The sequence below is a fragment of the Rossellomorea sp. DA94 genome (assembly GCF_029834455.1).
Taxonomy (GTDB): domain Bacteria; phylum Bacillota; class Bacilli; order Bacillales; family Bacillaceae_B; genus Rossellomorea; species Rossellomorea vietnamensis.
In genome coordinates, this window is record NZ_CP122397.1 from 313,834 (window position 1) to 331,519 (window position 17,686).

13 protein-coding genes, 3 rRNA genes and 1 riboswitch are annotated in these 17,686 nt (G+C 47.8%); all 16 genes read left to right on the forward strand.

Features of this window, described 5'->3' with window-relative positions; translation table 11 throughout:
- Positions 1-36: 36 nt before the first annotated feature.
- Positions 37-1,588: ribosomal RNA gene (locus tag P8596_RS01745) — 16S ribosomal RNA — on the forward strand.
- A 196-nt stretch (positions 1,589-1,784) separates the two neighbouring features.
- Positions 1,785-4,720: ribosomal RNA gene (locus P8596_RS01750) — 23S ribosomal RNA — on the forward strand.
- 103 nt (positions 4,721-4,823) lie between these two features.
- Positions 4,824-4,940, forward strand: a 5S ribosomal RNA gene (rrf, locus tag P8596_RS01755).
- The 16S, 23S and 5S rRNA genes sit together here, the layout of an rRNA operon.
- 770 nt (positions 4,941-5,710) lie before the next feature.
- Positions 5,711-6,361: a peroxiredoxin-like family protein gene (locus P8596_RS01760; RefSeq protein ID WP_279725624.1), complete on the forward strand. Its 651-nt coding sequence runs from the start codon at positions 5,711-5,713 to the stop codon at positions 6,359-6,361.
- 259 nt (positions 6,362-6,620) lie between these two features.
- Positions 6,621-7,151 (forward strand): DUF2179 domain-containing protein, encoded by a 531-nt coding sequence (locus P8596_RS01765; protein ID WP_206858423.1) that lies wholly within the window; start codon positions 6,621-6,623, stop codon positions 7,149-7,151.
- Positions 7,148-7,348, forward strand: coding sequence for an NETI motif-containing protein (locus tag P8596_RS01770; protein ID WP_034760823.1), 201 nt, complete (start codon positions 7,148-7,150; stop codon positions 7,346-7,348). The genes P8596_RS01765 and P8596_RS01770 overlap by 4 nt, the downstream gene beginning before the upstream one ends.
- A gap of 87 nt (positions 7,349-7,435) precedes the next feature.
- A riboswitch (purine riboswitch) is annotated at positions 7,436-7,537 on the forward strand.
- Between the two features lie 162 nt (positions 7,538-7,699).
- Complete coding sequence (purE, locus tag P8596_RS01775; protein WP_279725626.1) at positions 7,700-8,179, forward strand: 5-(carboxyamino)imidazole ribonucleotide mutase; 480 nt, start codon at positions 7,700-7,702, stop codon at positions 8,177-8,179.
- Positions 8,166-9,326 carry a 5-(carboxyamino)imidazole ribonucleotide synthase gene (gene purK, locus P8596_RS01780; RefSeq protein ID WP_279725628.1) on the forward strand — a complete coding sequence of 387 codons (1,161 nt, stop codon included), beginning with the start codon at positions 8,166-8,168 and terminating at the stop codon, positions 9,324-9,326. Before purE ends, purK begins: the two co-directional genes overlap by 14 nt.
- The gene (gene purB, locus P8596_RS01785; protein WP_061810341.1) at positions 9,323-10,618 is read left to right on the forward strand and encodes an adenylosuccinate lyase; all 1,296 of its coding nucleotides are present in this window, start codon (positions 9,323-9,325) and stop codon (positions 10,616-10,618) included. Before purK ends, purB begins: the two co-directional genes overlap by 4 nt.
- Before the next feature lie 108 nt (positions 10,619-10,726).
- Entirely contained in the window at positions 10,727-11,452 is a 726-nt protein-coding gene (gene purC / locus P8596_RS01790; RefSeq protein WP_224521588.1) for a phosphoribosylaminoimidazolesuccinocarboxamide synthase, read from the forward strand.
- Positions 11,440-11,694: a phosphoribosylformylglycinamidine synthase subunit PurS gene (purS, locus tag P8596_RS01795; protein ID WP_224521587.1), complete on the forward strand. Its 255-nt coding sequence runs from the start codon at positions 11,440-11,442 to the stop codon at positions 11,692-11,694. The genes purC and purS overlap by 13 nt, the downstream gene beginning before the upstream one ends.
- Complete coding sequence (gene purQ, locus P8596_RS01800) at positions 11,691-12,377, forward strand: phosphoribosylformylglycinamidine synthase subunit PurQ (protein ID WP_159361075.1); 687 nt, start codon at positions 11,691-11,693, stop codon at positions 12,375-12,377. Before purS ends, purQ begins: the two co-directional genes overlap by 4 nt.
- Positions 12,361-14,595, forward strand: coding sequence for a phosphoribosylformylglycinamidine synthase subunit PurL (purL, locus tag P8596_RS01805; protein WP_279725629.1), 2,235 nt, complete (start codon positions 12,361-12,363; stop codon positions 14,593-14,595). The genes purQ and purL overlap by 17 nt, the downstream gene beginning before the upstream one ends.
- The gene (gene purF, locus P8596_RS01810) at positions 14,571-15,992 is read left to right on the forward strand and encodes an amidophosphoribosyltransferase (protein ID WP_034760830.1); all 1,422 of its coding nucleotides are present in this window, start codon (positions 14,571-14,573) and stop codon (positions 15,990-15,992) included. Before purL ends, purF begins: the two co-directional genes overlap by 25 nt.
- A gap of 11 nt (positions 15,993-16,003) precedes the next feature.
- The gene (gene purM, locus P8596_RS01815; protein WP_279726949.1) at positions 16,004-17,032 is read left to right on the forward strand and encodes a phosphoribosylformylglycinamidine cyclo-ligase; all 1,029 of its coding nucleotides are present in this window, start codon (positions 16,004-16,006) and stop codon (positions 17,030-17,032) included.
- A gap of 36 nt (positions 17,033-17,068) precedes the next feature.
- On the forward strand, positions 17,069-17,644 hold the full coding sequence (purN, locus tag P8596_RS01820; RefSeq protein ID WP_279725631.1) for a phosphoribosylglycinamide formyltransferase: 576 nt from the start codon (positions 17,069-17,071) through the stop codon (positions 17,642-17,644).
- The last annotated feature ends 42 nt before the right edge of the window (positions 17,645-17,686 follow it).

Consider the following 17,686-nt stretch of genomic DNA (forward strand, 5'->3'; position numbering starts at 1 on the left):
AATTCTAGATTTATTTTTAAAGAGCTATTCAAACTTTTATCGGAGAGTTTGATCCTGGCTCAGGACGAACGCTGGCGGCGTGCCTAATACATGCAAGTCGAGCGGATTGATGGGAGCTTGCTCCCTGATATCAGCGGCGGACGGGTGAGTAACACGTGGGTAACCTGCCTGTAAGACTGGGATAACTCCGGGAAACCGGGGCTAATACCGGATAACTCATTTCCTCGCATGAGGAAATGTTGAAAGGTGGCTTTTAGCTACCACTTACAGATGGACCCGCGGCGCATTAGCTAGTTGGTGAGGTAACGGCTCACCAAGGCAACGATGCGTAGCCGACCTGAGAGGGTGATCGGCCACACTGGGACTGAGACACGGCCCAGACTCCTACGGGAGGCAGCAGTAGGGAATCTTCCGCAATGGACGAAAGTCTGACGGAGCAACGCCGCGTGAGTGATGAAGGTTTTCGGATCGTAAAGCTCTGTTGTTAGGGAAGAACAAGTGCCGTTCGAATAGGGCGGCACCTTGACGGTACCTAACCAGAAAGCCACGGCTAACTACGTGCCAGCAGCCGCGGTAATACGTAGGTGGCAAGCGTTGTCCGGAATTATTGGGCGTAAAGCGCGCGCAGGTGGTTCCTTAAGTCTGATGTGAAAGCCCACGGCTCAACCGTGGAGGGTCATTGGAAACTGGGGAACTTGAGTGCAGAAGAGGAAAGTGGAATTCCAAGTGTAGCGGTGAAATGCGTAGATATTTGGAGGAACACCAGTGGCGAAGGCGACTTTCTGGTCTGTAACTGACACTGAGGCGCGAAAGCGTGGGGAGCAAACAGGATTAGATACCCTGGTAGTCCACGCCGTAAACGATGAGTGCTAAGTGTTAGGGGGTTTCCGCCCCTTAGTGCTGCAGCTAACGCATTAAGCACTCCGCCTGGGGAGTACGGTCGCAAGACTGAAACTCAAAGGAATTGACGGGGGCCCGCACAAGCGGTGGAGCATGTGGTTTAATTCGAAGCAACGCGAAGAACCTTACCAGGTCTTGACATCCTCTGACAACCCTAGAGATAGGGCTTTCCCCTTCGGGGGACAGAGTGACAGGTGGTGCATGGTTGTCGTCAGCTCGTGTCGTGAGATGTTGGGTTAAGTCCCGCAACGAGCGCAACCCTTGATCTTAGTTGCCAGCATTCAGTTGGGCACTCTAAGATGACTGCCGGTGACAAACCGGAGGAAGGTGGGGATGACGTCAAATCATCATGCCCCTTATGACCTGGGCTACACACGTGCTACAATGGACGGTACAAAGGGCAGCGAGACCGCGAGGTTTAGCCAATCCCATAAAACCGTTCTCAGTTCGGATTGTAGGCTGCAACTCGCCTACATGAAGCTGGAATCGCTAGTAATCGCGGATCAGCATGCCGCGGTGAATACGTTCCCGGGCCTTGTACACACCGCCCGTCACACCACGAGAGTTTGTAACACCCGAAGTCGGTGAGGTAACCTTTTGGAGCCAGCCGCCTAAGGTGGGACAGATGATTGGGGTGAAGTCGTAACAAGGTAGCCGTATCGGAAGGTGCGGCTGGATCACCTCCTTTCTAAGGAAGATTTACTAAAACGTTTGACAGTCGAAGTTTTGTTCAGTTTTGATGGTTCAACCATCAAAACATTTTTTATCTCTTACGAGATAAAAGTTGTGTTTGTTCTTTGAAAACTAGATAAAGATAAATTGATAGTCAAGAAATTACCGAGTATCGCCATTTTAGGTTTTAAACCTGATGTAACAACCAATTCGGTTAAGTTATGAAGGGCGCACGGTGGATGCCTTGGCACTAGGAGCCGACGAAGGACGGGACTAACACCGATATGCTTTGGGGAGCTGTAAGTGAGCTTTGATCCAGAGATTTCCGAATGGGGGAACCCATTGTTCGTAATGGAACAATATCCTTACTTGAATACATAGAGTATGGAAGGCAGACCCAGGGAACTGAAACATCTAAGTACCTGGAGGAAGAGAAAGCAATTGCGATTCCCTGAGTAGCGGCGAGCGAAACGGGATATAGCCCAAACCAAGAGGCTTGCCTCTTGGGGTTGTAGGACACTCTATACGGAGTTACAAAGGAATGAAGTAGACGAAGAAGTCTGGAAAGGCTCGTCAAAGAAGGTAACAACCCTGTAGTTGAAACTTCATTCCCTCTTGAGTGGATCCTGAGTACGGCGGGACACGTGAAATCCCGTCGGAAGCTGGGAGGACCATCTCCCAAGGCTAAATACTCCCTAGTGACCGATAGTGAACCAGTACCGTGAGGGAAAGGTGAAAAGCACCCCGGAAGGGGAGTGAAATAGAACCTGAAACCGTGTGCCTACAAGTAGTCAGAGCCCGTTAACGGGTGATGGCGTGCCTTTTGTAGAATGAACCGGCGAGTTACGATCCCATGCAAGGTTAAGTTGATAAGACGGAGCCGCAGCGAAAGCGAGTCTGAATAGGGCGATTTGAGTATGTGGTCGTAGACCCGAAACCAGGTGATCTACCCATGTCCAGGATGAAGTTCAGGTAACACTGAATGGAGGTCCGAACCCACGCACGTTGAAAAGTGCGGGGATGAGGTGTGGGTAGCGGAGAAATTCCAATCGAACTTGGAGATAGCTGGTTCTCTCCGAAATAGCTTTAGGGCTAGCCTCATGTGTAAGAGTCTTGGAGGTAGAGCACTGTTTGGACTAGGGGCCCTCATCGGGTTACCGAATTCAGACAAACTCCGAATGCCAAAGACTTATCCATGGGAGTCAGACTGCGAGTGATAAGATCCGTAGTCGAAAGGGAAACAGCCCAGACCACCAGCTAAGGTCCCAAAGTATACGTTAAGTGGAAAAGGATGTGGAGTTGCTTAGACAACCAGGATGTTGGCTTAGAAGCAGCCACCATTTAAAGAGTGCGTAATAGCTCACTGGTCGAGTGACTCTGCGCCGAAAATGTACCGGGGCTAAACGTATCACCGAAGCTGTGGATTGACACCTCTAGGTGTCAGTGGTAGGAGAGCGTTCTAAGGACTGCGAAGCTAGACCGTAAGGACTGGTGGAGTGCTTAGAAGTGAGAATGCCGGTATGAGTAGCGAAAGATGGGTGAGAATCCCATCCACCGAATGCCTAAGGTTTCCTGAGGAAGGCTCGTCCGCTCAGGGTTAGTCGGGACCTAAGTCGAGGCCGATAGGCGTAGACGATGGACAACAGGTTGATATTCCTGTACCACCTCTTTTCCGTTTGAGCAATGGGGGGACGCAGGAGGATAGGGTAAGCGCACTGCTGGATATGTGCGTCTAAGCAGTTAGGCTGATGATGAGGCAAATCCCATCATCGTGAAGGCTGAGCTGTGATAGCGAGCGAATTATAGTAGCGAAGTTCCTGATTCCACACTGCCAAGAAAAGCCTCTAGCGAGGAAAAAGGTGCCCGTACCGCAAACCGACACAGGTAGGCGAGGAGAGAATCCTAAGGTGAGCGAGAGAACTCTCGTTAAGGAACTCGGCAAAATGACCCCGTAACTTCGGGAGAAGGGGTGCTCTGGTAGGGTGCAAGCCCGAGAGAGCCGCAGTGAATAGGCCCAGGCGACTGTTTAGCAAAAACACAGGTCTCTGCGAAGCCGTAAGGCGAAGTATAGGGGCTGACGCCTGCCCGGTGCTGGAAGGTTAAGAGGAGTGCTTAGCGCAAGCGAAGGTGCGAATCGAAGCCCCAGTAAACGGCGGCCGTAACTATAACGGTCCTAAGGTAGCGAAATTCCTTGTCGGGTAAGTTCCGACCCGCACGAAAGGCGTAACGATCTGGGCACTGTCTCAACGAGAGACTCGGTGAAATTATAGTACCTGTGAAGATGCAGGTTACCCGCGACAGGACGGAAAGACCCCGTGGAGCTTTACTGTAGCCTGATATTGAATTTTGGTACAGCTTGTACAGGATAGGTAGGAGCCTTGGAAACCGGAGCGCCAGCTTCGGTGGAGGCATCGGTGGGATACTACCCTGGCTGTATTGAAATTCTAACCCGCGCCCCTTATCGGGGTGGGAGACAGTGTCAGGTGGGCAGTTTGACTGGGGCGGTCGCCTCCTAAAGAGTAACGGAGGCGCCCAAAGGTTCCCTCAGAATGGTTGGAAATCATTCGCAGAGTGTAAAGGCACAAGGGAGCTTGACTGCGAGACCTACAAGTCGAGCAGGGACGAAAGTCGGGCTTAGTGATCCGGTGGTTCCGCATGGAAGGGCCATCGCTCAACGGATAAAAGCTACCCCGGGGATAACAGGCTTATCTCCCCCAAGAGTCCACATCGACGGGGAGGTTTGGCACCTCGATGTCGGCTCATCGCATCCTGGGGCTGTAGTCGGTCCCAAGGGTTGGGCTGTTCGCCCATTAAAGCGGTACGCGAGCTGGGTTCAGAACGTCGTGAGACAGTTCGGTCCCTATCCGTCGTGGGCGCAGGAAATTTGAGAGGAGCTGTCCTTAGTACGAGAGGACCGGGATGGACGCACCGCTGGTGTACCAGTTGTCTTGCCAAAGGCATCGCTGGGTAGCTATGTGCGGAAGGGATAAGTGCTGAAAGCATCTAAGCATGAAGCCCCCCTCGAGATGAGATTTCCCATCACGTAAGTGAGTAAGATCCCTAGAAGATGACTAGGTAGATAGGTCAGAGATGGAAGCATGGCGACATGTGGAGTTGACTGATACTAATCGATCGAGGACTTAACCACAAAGAGTCATTATTTTAATGAACAACAATTGGTCGATATTCGGCTTTCTTGACATCAATTCTTTATCTAGTTTTGAAGGAACAAACCTTCAATTGAATATTCGTCTGGTGATAATGGCGAAGAGGTCACACCCGTTCCCATGCCGAACACGGAAGTTAAGCTCTTCAGCGCCGATGGTAGTTGGGGGATCTCCCCCTGTGAGAGTAGGACGTCGCCAGGCAAATGTGAAGAAAGAGTAGCTCTTAGGAGTTACTCTTTTTTGTTTTGATTTGAAGTTCGAAGAACATGATTGTTTTATTAGATCTCTCCTGGACCGCAGTGCGAGGGTAGGGAGGAGCAAGAAGGTCGAGGACGCGAGGGAGAGAAGACCTTCGTTCAGGCTCCCACACGAGGATCTGAACGAGTGAAGCGGACGAAGAGATTCGCCGCTCATCACTAGCCGCAGCCTACAGCGCCGATGGTAGTTGGGGGCTCCCCTGTGAGAGTAGGACGTCGCCAGGCAAATGTGAAGAAAGAGTAGCTCTTAGGAGTTGCTCTTTTTTTTGTTTTAAAATGGTGTGCAATGAGTCTCCGGAAAGGAATTATTCGGTAAAATACGCAATAAACGAAAAAATGACGCAATTATCCCGAAAACGACGCAATCAGGCTTAAAAACGACGCAATTATTCCATCATACCTGTACTAATCTCTTAATACAGCTACCCTTTCTACCAATTTGACATCCTCATCAAAGTATTTCATCCAAAGTGTTCCCACTAGGATCAAATATAAAGGAAAAGTAGACTCATTTTTAAAAAATAGAATAGGAATCTATCATTTATTCAATATAATGCCTATCGAAACTTTATTTGTTCAATTTTTCACAATTTAAACCAGATCTAACCCAAATCCCACCCCACACAAAGCAACCCATCCCCCCAAGCACATCCCTTTCCTCCCCACCCCCAACCCCTTTATACTAAACCCAAACCCCAAAAGGAGGTCATCTAAATGACAACAACAAACATGCGTGAACAATACAACGAATACATCGCTAAGTTCAAAGAGAAAACCCCTCAGGAAATGCAGGACAAGATGGGGAAAGCCATCACAGAACTAGAGAACTCAGATGACGGTAAAGGTCTCCGCGTAGGGGACAAAGCACCAGACTTCACATTACCCGATGCTTCAGGCAAAGAAGTGAAATTAAGTGAGATTCTAGACCAAGGACCAGTGATCCTGACGTTCTATCGCGGCGGATGGTGCCCGTATTGCAACATGGAGCTGCGTGCCTACCAACAGCTGATGGAGGACATTAAAGCTGCGGGAGCTGAGCTTGTAGCGGTCAGTCCGCAGACGCCGGATGCATCCCTTTCTACTAAAGAAAAAAATGAACTTGATTACTTTGTTCTGAGTGATGAAGGAAATAAAGTGGCGGATGAATATAAGCTTGTGTACAAACTTCCTCCATACTTGGTAGACATCTACAAAGAAAAGGGACTCGATCTTGAGAAAGCGAACGATAGTGATTCCTGGACCCTTCCTGTTTCTGCGACGTATATTATTCAGCAGGATGGAACGATTGCGTACGAATATACGAAAGCCGATTACAAAGATCGTGTAGAACCTTCTGAAGTGGTTGAGAAGTTAAAAGCTTTATAAGATTGCAGTCCAGGACGGCTATGTAGCTGCTTATGAAAAGCGGCCACATAGCCATTTTTGTTTTAATCCGCCCCAAATAGGAAAAACAAGGAGTGTGGCACTGCGTTTTTTCTAGAAATTGTCATCTAATATTCACTCATTATTCTTTCTGAAGTGGTTCATATTCTCGATTTTTTCTAGTAAAATAGGAACTTAATTTGAGCATACTACAGGTAGTAGTGTAGAGAGGAGCATCCAGGTGTTAGAGAACAGTGTGATGATGGTCATCATCATTTTATTGATCAATATTGTGTATGTATCATTTTTTACGATAAGAATGATCCTGACGTTGAAGGGTTATCGATATTTTGCAGCGTTTGTGAGTACCTTTGAGGTTGTCATTTATGTAGTGGGTCTGGGGCTTGTGCTGGACAATTTGAATGAGATCCAGAATTTGATTGCGTATGCAGTCGGGTACGGTCTTGGTGTCATTGTCGGTATGAAGATCGAGGAGAAGCTGGCTCTTGGATATATCACGGTGAATGTGATTACGAAGGAGTATGATAAGGCACTTCCGAATGAGCTTCGTGCACGTGGATACGGTGTGACGAATTGGGAGGCGAATGGCCTTGAGGGGAACCGGATGGCCCTGCAGATCCTGACACCGAGGAAGTATGAGATGAAGCTGTATGATACAATTAAAGAGCTTGATCCGAAAGCGTTCATCATTGCTTATGAACCGAAAGCGATCCACGGCGGGTTCTGGGTGAAGACCGTGCGAAATATACGTAAAGGAAAATTAAAAGAATGAGTAAAAAGAAGTTATTATTTGAAGTGCAGGAAAACGAGAGTATTGCAGAATGCCTCGATCGTATGAAGGAAATGGGCTATATGCCGGTTAGACGAATGGAAAAGCCTGTTTTTGAAGAACAGAAAGAAGGAAATAAAACGGAGTATGTCCCTATAAGGCAGACAATTGTCTTTGAAGGAAAAAGGATTGAAGAGTAAAACGCTTCAAACCCGAACATTAATTTTCAGACTTTTATTATCGTTCGATTATTCGTTGACAGAGTCTTCATATCACGTTATGATGGAGACAAATAAACCGAATACCCTCATATAATAATGGGAATATGGCCCATGAGTCTCTACCTGACTACCGTAAATGGTCGGACTATGAGGGAAAGTAGATGTCTGGATGCAGATCTCATGGTGTGGACCTTACCCTGATTGAAGGGACCATTCTCTGTAAAATACCCAGATCAATTGCTTTCTCTCAAAGTAAAGTAGAGAACAGTTGATCTGGGTATTTTTTGTTAACGGGGATTCGGTAAACTACGGGAGGTGCCTGTCACCATTATGATATCAGTAATCATGGGAAGTACATCGGACTGGGAAACAATGAAGCATGCGTGTGAGGTATTGGAGGAGCTTGAGATTCCATTTGAGAAACAGGTGGTATCGGCTCACAGGACACCTGATTATATGTTTGAATTTGCCGAAGGGGCAAGAGAACGCGGAGTGAAAGTGATCATAGCAGGTGCAGGAGGGGCTGCACATTTACCGGGGATGGTGGCAGCGAAAACCACATTGCCTATAATAGGGGTTCCGGTGCAGTCAAAGGCATTGAATGGGATGGATTCACTGTTATCCATCGTACAGATGCCAGGCGGAGTACCCGTTGCGACGGTGGCAATCGGGAAAGCGGGAGCCACGAATGCGGGACTCCTTGCTGCTCAAATCCTTTCGATAGAAGATACAGAGTTGGCGGCAAGATTGGATAATAGACGGGAAGCTCTACGTGAAAAAGTGATGGAAAGCAGTGATGACCTTGAATAAGAAGACGATACTACCAGGACAGATGATTGGGATTATCGGCGGCGGACAGCTTGGCCGGATGATGGCATTGGATGCGAAAGCAAGAGGCTTTCGGGTGGCCGTATTAGATCCTTCACCGGATTCACCGTGTGCCCAGGTAGCAGACCTTGTGATCACCGCCGGCTTCGATCAGTATGACGCATTATACAGACTGGCCGAAGAGTGCGACGTGATTACATACGAATTCGAGAACATCGACTATGAAGCGCTGAAATGGCTGTCTGAGCGAGCTTATTTACCACAAGGTGCTGAATTGATCCGCATCACTCAGGACCGCATCATGGAGAAGGAAGCCCTTACGTTTGCAGGGGTGGAAGTAGCTCCTTATGCTGTGATTAAACAACAGAAGGACATCTATGATAATATAGAAAAGCTTGGCTATCCAGTGGTTTTGAAAACGACGAGGGGCGGTTATGACGGGAAGGGTCAATTTGTGATCCGGGAAGTACGCGAGATAGAGGAAGCCGCTTCTTTATTGGAGAACGGTCCATGTGTGTTAGAGAAGTGGATTCCTTTTGAAAAAGAGCTATCCGTGATCGTGACACGTAATCCTGACGGACAGCAAACGAACTTTCCGGTAGTGGAAAACATTCATGTAGATAACATCTTACATGAAACAATCGCGCCGGCTAGGGTGAGCGAAGCAACAGCAGAGAAAGCGATTGGGATGGCTAAACAAATCAGTGAGACGCTTGATCTTGTGGGAACGCTGGCAATTGAAATGTTCCTGACAGCAGACGGGGACATCTACATCAATGAACTGGCTCCAAGGCCGCATAATTCCGGCCATTACTCGATTGAAGCATGTGATTTCTCCCAATTCGCCCAGCACGTCAAAGCTGTTTGCAACTGGCCGCTTGTTCAACCGACCTTATTAAAGAACGCTGTGATGGTTAATCTATTAGGAGAGCATATCGAGCCTATAATGAAGGCTGTTCCAAAACACCCGGACTGGTTTATCCATCTGTACGGCAAGGGTGTACCGAAGCCGAAGCGCAAGATGGGGCATGTCACGATCTTAACGAATGAGTTAGAAGAGACAATGTCGAACGTAAAGGAAGCCGGGATTTGGAAGGTGCAAGAAAAGATCGGAGGACGACTGGTATGATAGAACGTTATACACGCCCTGAAATGGGAGCAATTTGGACAGAGGAAAATCGTTTTCAAGCATGGCTTGAAGTAGAAATCCTTGCTTGTGAAGCATGGGCTGAGATCGGGGACATTCCGAAAGAGGATGTGGCGAAGATCCGTGAGAACGCAGGCTTCAATGTGGACCGCATCAAGGAAATTGAAGAAGAAACAAGACACGACGTCGTAGCTTTCACAAGAGCGGTTTCTGAAACGCTTGGGGAAGAAAGAAAATGGGTTCATTACGGACTGACTTCTACGGACGTTGTAGATACGGCCCTTTCGTATCAACTGAAGCAAGCGAACGAGATTATTTTAAAAGACTTGGAACGCTTCGTTGAAATTTTAAAAAACAAAGCGATTGAGCATAAGCATACGGTCATGATGGGACGTACGCACGGTGTTCATGCGGAGCCGACTACATTCGGTCTGAAGCTTGCCCTTTGGTATGAAGAGATGAAGCGTAACGTGGAACGATTCAAAGCAGCGGCTGACGGAGTGGAATTCGGTAAGATTTCCGGTGCGGTTGGAACGTATGCCAATATCGATCCTTTCGTGGAGTCTTACGTGTGCGAAAAGCTAGGCATCAAGCCTGCACCGGTTTCCACACAAACACTTCAGCGTGACCGTCACGCTCATTACATGGGGACGCTTGCCCTGATTGCGACGTCCATCGAGAAGTTTTCTGTTGAGGTTCGCGGATTGCAAAAGAGTGAGACGCGTGAAGTAGAAGAATTCTTCGCAAAAGGTCAAAAAGGATCGTCAGCGATGCCGCATAAGCGTAACCCGATCGGTTCTGAAAACATGACGGGGATGGCCCGCGTGATCAGAGGATATATGCTGACAGCGTATGAGAACGTGCCATTATGGCATGAGCGCGATATCTCTCACTCTTCAGCAGAGCGTGTGATTCTGCCGGATGCGACGATCGCCCTTAATTACATGCTGAACCGTTTCGGCAACATCATCAAGAACTTAACGGTCTTCCCGGAAAATATGCAGCGCAATATGGATCGCACACTTGGCTTGATCTACTCGCAACGTGTTCTTCTCGCTCTTATCGACAAAGGGATGACCCGTGAGGAAGCGTATGATACGGTTCAACCGAAAGCAATGGAGGCGTGGGAGAAGCAAGTGGCCTTCCGTTCTCTTATCGAGGAGGATGCAACCATCACGTCCAAGCTGTCGCCGGCTGACATTGATGATTGCTTCGATTACAACTATCACTTAAAACATGTGGATACAATTTTTGAACGTTGCGGCTTGGTATAAGTCCTTCTGACAAATGAATAAGGCAGGGGTTTTTAACGGAATCCCTTCCTTTTTTTATGAAAATATAGACTGAAGATTGGCAATTTTCAACAAACAGGGGGATTTCATATGGAAAAAGGAACGCTTTTATATGAAGGGAAAGCTAAGCAGATCTTCGAAACGAACGATGAAGACGTTGTCTGGATTCAGTATAAGAATTCTGCCACTGCTTTCAATGGGGAGAAGAAAGCGGATATCGACGGCAAAGGGGTTTTAAATAATAAGATTTCGAGCTTGCTATTTTCAAAGCTTGCTGAAAAAGGGATACAGAGTCACTTTATTAAACAGATTTCAGAGGATGAGCAGCTGGTCAAACGTGTAAGGATCATTCCACTTGAAGTCGTGGTCCGGAACGTGATTGCAGGAAGTTTATCCAAACGGCTTGGAAAAGAAGAGGGGACACCCCTTCAAAAGCCGATCATCGAATTTTACTATAAAGACGATGATCTTGGAGATCCGCTGATCACGGATGATCATATTGATTTCCTGGAGATCGCGTCTAGGGAAGAACGTGCCGAGATCAGAGAGATGGCACTCGGTGTGAATGAAGTCCTTCAAGAGATATTTAGAGAAGCGGGAGTCACGCTTGTCGACTTCAAATTAGAGTTTGGGAAAGACCGAAATGGGACGATTCTATTAGGGGATGAAATCTCACCAGACACATGCCGTCTGTGGGACGCCGAAACGAATCAGAAACTAGATAAAGATGTTTTCAGAAGAGATATTGGAAGTTTAACAGAAGTATACTCAATCATTTTAGAACGCTTAGGAGGAAACAAACTATGTACAAAGTAAAGGTTTATATCACATTAAGAGAAAGTGTATTAGATCCTCAAGGAAGTGTTGTGAAACAGGCGCTGCATTCAATGGAATTCAAAAGTGTGGAAGATGTGCGCGTCGGAAAGTATATGGAGTTGACTCTTCCATCATCTGTTGAAAACGTGGAAGCGACGATTGAGGAAATGTGTCATCGCCTGCTTGCGAACCCTGTTATCGAGGATTACCGATATGAAATCGAGGAGAGTGTCGCTCAATGAAGTTTGCAGTAATTGTATTCCCAGGCTCTAACTGTGACATCGATATGTACCATGCGATCAAGGATGAAATCGGTGAAGAAGTGGACTACGTTTGGCACGATGCTGATAATCTGGAAAACTATGATGCGATTCTATTACCAGGGGGATTCTCGTACGGAGATTACCTTCGTTCAGGAGCGATTGCCCGTTTCTCGAACGTCATGAAAGAGGTCGTGAAGGCGGCAGAGCAAGGGAAGCCGGTTCTGGGTGTGTGCAACGGATTTCAGGTTTTACTCGAAACAGGTCTACTGCCAGGGGCCATGCGCCGGAATGACAGCTTGAAATTCATTTGTAAAACCGTGCCGTTAACCGTTGAGAATAATGAAACGATGTTCACGAACGGCTATGAAAAGAATGATGTGATCCAAATTCCGATTGCCCACGGCGAAGGGAACTACTTCTGTGATGAGGAGACGATGATCACACTGAAGGAAAACAATCAAATTGTCTTCACGTATACGGATGAAAATCCGAACGGAAGCGTTGAGAATATTGCAGGAATCACCAATGAAGCAGGAAATGTCCTTGGGATGATGCCTCATCCGGAACGTGCCATGGATACTTTACTAGGTAGTGAAGACGGGAAGAAACTATTTCAATCGATTGTGAAACACTGGAGGGAAAAACATGTCGTTAATGCTTGAACCAACTTCAACGCAAGTGAAAGAAGAGCAGCTTTATCGTGAGATGGGTTTAACAGACGAAGAATTTTCAATGGTGGAAAACATCCTGGGAAGAACGCCGAACTACACAGAGACCGGTCTTTTCTCTGTTATGTGGTCAGAGCATTGCAGCTATAAAAATTCGAAGCCTGTACTGATGAAGTTCCCAACGACAGGTGAACGCGTTCTTCAGGGACCTGGAGAAGGAGCTGGGATTGTTGATATTGGCGATGATCAAGCAGTGGTGTTCAAAATCGAGAGTCACAATCATCCGTCAGCGATTGAGCCTTATCAAGGAGCAGCAACGGGTGTCGGGGGTATTATACGAGACGTATTCTCGATGGGGGCAAGACCTGTCGCACTCCTCAACTCTTTACGCTTTGGAGAGTTGGATTCTCCTCGTGTTCAGTATCTATTTAAAGAAGTCGTAGCGGGTATCGCCGGATACGGTAACTGTATCGGGATCCCGACGGTCGGCGGGGAAGTTCAGTTCGACGCTTCGTACGAAGGAAATCCTCTTGTAAACGCCATGTGTGTCGGGTTGATCGATCATAAGGATATTAAAAAAGGTCAGGCGCATGGTGTCGGCAATACCGTCATGTATGTCGGGGCTAAAACTGGTCGTGACGGCATTCACGGAGCGACTTTCGCATCCGAGGAATTGAATGAAGGATCGGAAGAGAAGCGTCCGGCGGTTCAAGTGGGAGACCCATTCATGGAAAAATTACTTCTTGAAGCATGTTTGGAGCTTGTTCAGAACGATGCTCTTGTGGGAATTCAGGATATGGGGGCGGCCGGCCTGACAAGTTCTTCAGCGGAAATGGCGAGTAAAGCGGGATCCGGAATCGAAATGGATCTTGATCTTGTACCACAGCGGGAAAGAGGCATGACGGCATATGAAATGATGCTGTCAGAATCACAGGAACGCATGCTGATCGTCGTGGAAAAGGGTCGTGAACAAGAGATTGTCGATCTTTTTTCTAAATATGACTTAGAAGCGGTTTCCATCGGGAAGGTAACAGATGATAAGCGTCTTCGTCTTCTTCACAAAGGGGAAGCTGTCGCAGATGTGCCGGTCGATGCACTAGCTGAAGAGGCGCCTGTTTATCACAAGCCTTCCCAAGAAGCGGCTTACTATAAAGAGTTTCAGGCAATGGAAACGCCCGCTCCAAAGGTTGAGGATTACAAAGAAACGCTTAAGGCATTGTTACAGCAGCCAACGATCGCAAGTAAGGAATGGGTATATGATCAATATGATCATCAGGTGAGAACGAGTACGGTTGTGAGCCCGGGTTCTGATGCAGCGGTCGTACGTGTACGCGGTACGAGAAAAGCACTTGCCATGACAACGGATTGTAATTCTCGTTATTTGTACCTGGATCCGGAAGTTGGAGGGAAGATTGCAGTTGCCGAAGCAGCGCGTAATATCGTTTGTTCAGGAGCGATCCCACTTGCAATTACAGACTGCTTAAACTTCGGAAACCCGGAGAAACCGGAAATCTTCTGGCAGATCGAGAAGTCGGTTGAAGGGATGAGCGAAGCGTGTCGTGAGCTGTCGACCCCGGTCATCGGCGGGAATGTTTCCTTATACAATGAATCAATGGGGACGGCCGTTTATCCAACACCTGTAGTGGGGATGGTAGGCCTGATTGAGGACATCGATCATATTACGACTCAAAGCTTCAAGGAAGCCGGAGATTCTATTTATGTCATCGGTGAAACCCGTGAAGAATTTGGCGGAAGCGAGCTTCAAAAACTGACGGAAGGAAAAATCTTCGGTCAGGCACCTGCGATTGATTTGCAGACAGAGCTTCGCCGCCAAATGCAGCTGTTAGAAGCGATTCAAAAAGGTCTAGTGGCATCTGCCCATGATATCGCTGAAGGTGGCTTCGCTGTTGCTCTAGCGGAATCAACTTTTGGAACAAATGGATTGGGAGCAAGCGTCCAGGTTTCTGGAGAAAACACTGTAGCTGACCTTTTCAGTGAAACTCAATCCAGATTCATCGTATCGGTGAAACCGGAACACAAGAATGAGTTTGAGAAACTCGTTCCAGATGCGAAAGCCATTGGTAACGTGACCGATCTTGAATCAATCAAGGTGACATCAGAAAATGGAGACGTCATTTTACATGCATCTGTAGAAGAATTGGAGTCAGCTTGGAAAGGAGCGATCCCATGCCTGCTGAAATCAAAGGTTTAAACGAAGAATGTGGCGTATTCGGGATTTGGGGACATCCCAATGCAGCACAAATTACGTATTATGGCCTTCATAGTTTGCAGCATAGGGGACAAGAGGGGACAGGTATCGTCGTTTCAGACGGTGACACGTTACGCTGCCTTAAAGGGGAAGGCCTTGTGACGGAAGTGTTCCAGGAAGGCACGATCGAGAAGCTTGAAGGGGATTCGGCCATCGGTCACGTGCGCTATGCGACGGCAGGAGGAGGAGGCTACGAGAACGTCCAGCCTCTTCTCTTCAACTCGCAGAGCGGTAGTCTTGCTCTTGCCCACAACGGGAATCTGGTCAATGCAAACGCCTTGAAGCACCAGCTTGAAGGACAGGGGAGTATTTTTCAAACAAGCTCGGATACAGAAGTGCTGGCTCACTTAATTAAAAGAAGCGGGTACTTTAATCTGAAAGATCGCGTGAAAAACGCACTGACGATGTTGAAGGGTGCTTACGCATTTGTCGTCATGACAGAAACAGAGATGATGGTGGCCTTGGATCCACACGGTCTTCGCCCATTATCTCTCGGTAAGCTCGGGGATGCTTACTGTGTGGCGTCAGAGACATGTGCCTTTGATATCGTTGGGGCTGAATTTGTACGGGATATCGAGCCGGGGGAGCTTGTGATCATCAATGATGAGGGATTGACCTCAGAACGGTTTAGTTTTTCAGGCGGAAATGCGATGTGTACGATGGAATACGTATACTTCTCACGACCGGACAGCAATATCCAGGGAATCAACGTCCATTCGGCGAGAAAGCGGATGGGGATGGAACTGGCGAATGAAGCGCCGATTGAGGCAGATGTTGTAACGGGTGTCCCGGATTCCAGCATCTCAAGTGCTATCGGCTATGCGGAAGCTTCAGGGATTCCGTATGAAATGGGACTGATCAAGAATCGTTACGTAGGCCGTACGTTCATTCAGCCTTCTCAATCCCTACGTGAACAGGGTGTGAAGATGAAACTTTCACCTGTAAGGGGAGTCGTTGAGGGTAAGCGTGTCGTCATGGTCGACGATTCCATCGTACGGGGAACAACGAGCAAACGGATTGTCACCATGCTAAAAGAAGCGGGAGCGAAGGAAGTGCATGTGTGCATCAGTTCACCGCCCATCAAGAACCCTTGCTTCTACGGCATCGATACATCCACTCATGAAGAATTGATCGCCTCTTCTAACTCAGTGGAGGAAATGCGTCAGATCATCGGTGCGGACTCGCTGACATTCTTGAGTCCGGAAGGCGTGATCAAAGCCATTGGCCGTGATGATTCATCGGAAAACCGCGGACAATGCATGGCTTGCTTTACAGGGAAGTATCCAACGGAAATCTACCCGGATACACTTCATCCACATGAAAAAGAGTTAGTGAAATAGGGGGAATCATGATGGCAAATGCGTATCGTCAGGCAGGAGTAGATATTGAAGCGGGGTACGAATCCGTAGACCGGATCAAAAAGCATGTGAAACGAACGGCCCGTGAAGGCGTCCTTGGTCAATTGGGAAGCTTTGGAGGAATGTTCGATTTATCTTCCTTGAACTTGAGTGAGCCAGTTCTCGTTTCAGGCACAGATGGAGTCGGAACGAAGCTGAAGCTTGCCTTCATGGCAGACAAACACGACACGATCGGGATCGATTGCGTGGCCATGTGCGTGAATGACATTGTCGTTCAAGGAGCGGAACCACTGTATTTCTTAGACTATATAGCGACCGGGAAAGCTCTCCCGGAGAAGATAGAAGGTATTGTAAAAGGGATTGCGGACGGATGTGAAACAGCGGGCTGTGCGCTGATCGGTGGAGAAACTGCCGAGATGCCGGGTATGTATTCAGACGAAGAATATGATATCGCTGGATTCGCTGTAGGTGCCTGTGAAAAAAAAGAGATCATCACAGGCGAACAAATTTCTGAAGGAAATGTGTTAGTCGGACTGGGGTCCAGTGGTATACACAGTAATGGGTACTCCTTAGTAAGGAAAGTATTCTTTGAAGATCAGTCGTTTTCTTTGGAAGAATCGATACCTGAAATCGGGACCACACTAAAGGAAGCATTGCTTACACCAACAAGGATTTACGTGAAGCCTGTACTGGCGGCACTTAAACAATTCTCCATTAACGGGATGTCCCATATTACGGGTGGAGGCTTCATTGAGAATATTCCACGGATGCTGCCTGATGGGTTGCAAGCAGAGATAAAGGAAGGAAGCTGGGATATTCCAAGTATTTTCCCTGCCCTTGAGCACTATGGCGACATTCCGCGCAGTGAAATGTACAACATTTTCAACATGGGGATTGGATTTGTGTTAGCTGTAGAGGAAGAGCAAGCAGAAGACATTCTTCGATTCTTCAATGAACAGGGAGAAGACGCCTTTATCATTGGACACGTTTCGAAAGGAACAGGGGTTAGCTTTGTTCGTTGAGAATAAGGATGAGCATGTCAATAACGGGGGCGAGTCATGAGACAGATTGCCATTTTTGCATCAGGAAGCGGAAGTAATTTTCAAGCACTAGTAGACGCTGTACAAAGCGGAACTCTGAAAGCGAATATCAGGCTTCTTGTATGTGACCAGCCGGGCGCGTTTGTCATTCACCGCGCCCAAACTGCAGGAATCCCAACCTTCGTCTTTCGGGCAAAAGACTATGAAAATAAGCAGGCATTTGAACAGGAAATCCTAAATGAGCTGGCTCATTTGGGTGTTGATTTTATTGTATTAGCAGGGTATATGAGATTGGTCGGTCCAACGCTTCTTGAAAGCTTCGGTGGAAGAATCGTCAACATCCATCCGTCACTCCTTCCTTCTTTTCCAGGGAAGGACGCTATCGGACAAGCCATCGACGGCGGAGTGAAGATCACCGGCGTCACGGTTCACTTCGTAGACGCAGGCATGGACACAGGTGAGATCATCGCACAAGAGATCGTCCGTGTGACAACAGGTGAAACCCGGCAGTCACTGCAGGACAAAATCCAGCATGTCGAACACCACCTATACCCAAACACCCTGAACCACCTCTTCCTCACAACGGGTTACTAAAGAGGGGGAAGAGTGGTTGCTTTATCATGGTAGTGTGGTAAA

Coding starts and splice junctions, on each gene's coding strand:
- P8596_RS01770 (WP_034760823.1), top strand. CDS start 7,148: ATGAGTAAAAAGAAGTTATTATTTGAAGTGCAGGAAAACGAGAGTATT.
- purE (WP_279725626.1), top strand. CDS start 7,700: ATGATATCAGTAATCATGGGAAGTACATCGGACTGGGAAACAATGAAG.
- purQ (WP_159361075.1), top strand. CDS start 11,691: ATGAAGTTTGCAGTAATTGTATTCCCAGGCTCTAACTGTGACATCGAT.
- purC (WP_224521588.1), top strand. CDS start 10,727: ATGGAAAAAGGAACGCTTTTATATGAAGGGAAAGCTAAGCAGATCTTC.
- P8596_RS01765 (WP_206858423.1), top strand. CDS start 6,621: ATGGTCATCATCATTTTATTGATCAATATTGTGTATGTATCATTTTTT.
- purS (WP_224521587.1), top strand. CDS start 11,440: ATGTACAAAGTAAAGGTTTATATCACATTAAGAGAAAGTGTATTAGAT.
- purM (WP_279726949.1), top strand. CDS start 16,004: ATGGCAAATGCGTATCGTCAGGCAGGAGTAGATATTGAAGCGGGGTAC.
- purB (WP_061810341.1), top strand. CDS start 9,323: ATGATAGAACGTTATACACGCCCTGAAATGGGAGCAATTTGGACAGAG.
- purN (WP_279725631.1), top strand. CDS start 17,069: ATGAGACAGATTGCCATTTTTGCATCAGGAAGCGGAAGTAATTTTCAA.
- purK (WP_279725628.1), top strand. CDS start 8,166: ATGACCTTGAATAAGAAGACGATACTACCAGGACAGATGATTGGGATT.
- purF (WP_034760830.1), top strand. CDS start 14,571: ATGCCTGCTGAAATCAAAGGTTTAAACGAAGAATGTGGCGTATTCGGG.
- purL (WP_279725629.1), top strand. CDS start 12,361: ATGTCGTTAATGCTTGAACCAACTTCAACGCAAGTGAAAGAAGAGCAG.
- P8596_RS01760 (WP_279725624.1), top strand. CDS start 5,711: ATGACAACAACAAACATGCGTGAACAATACAACGAATACATCGCTAAG.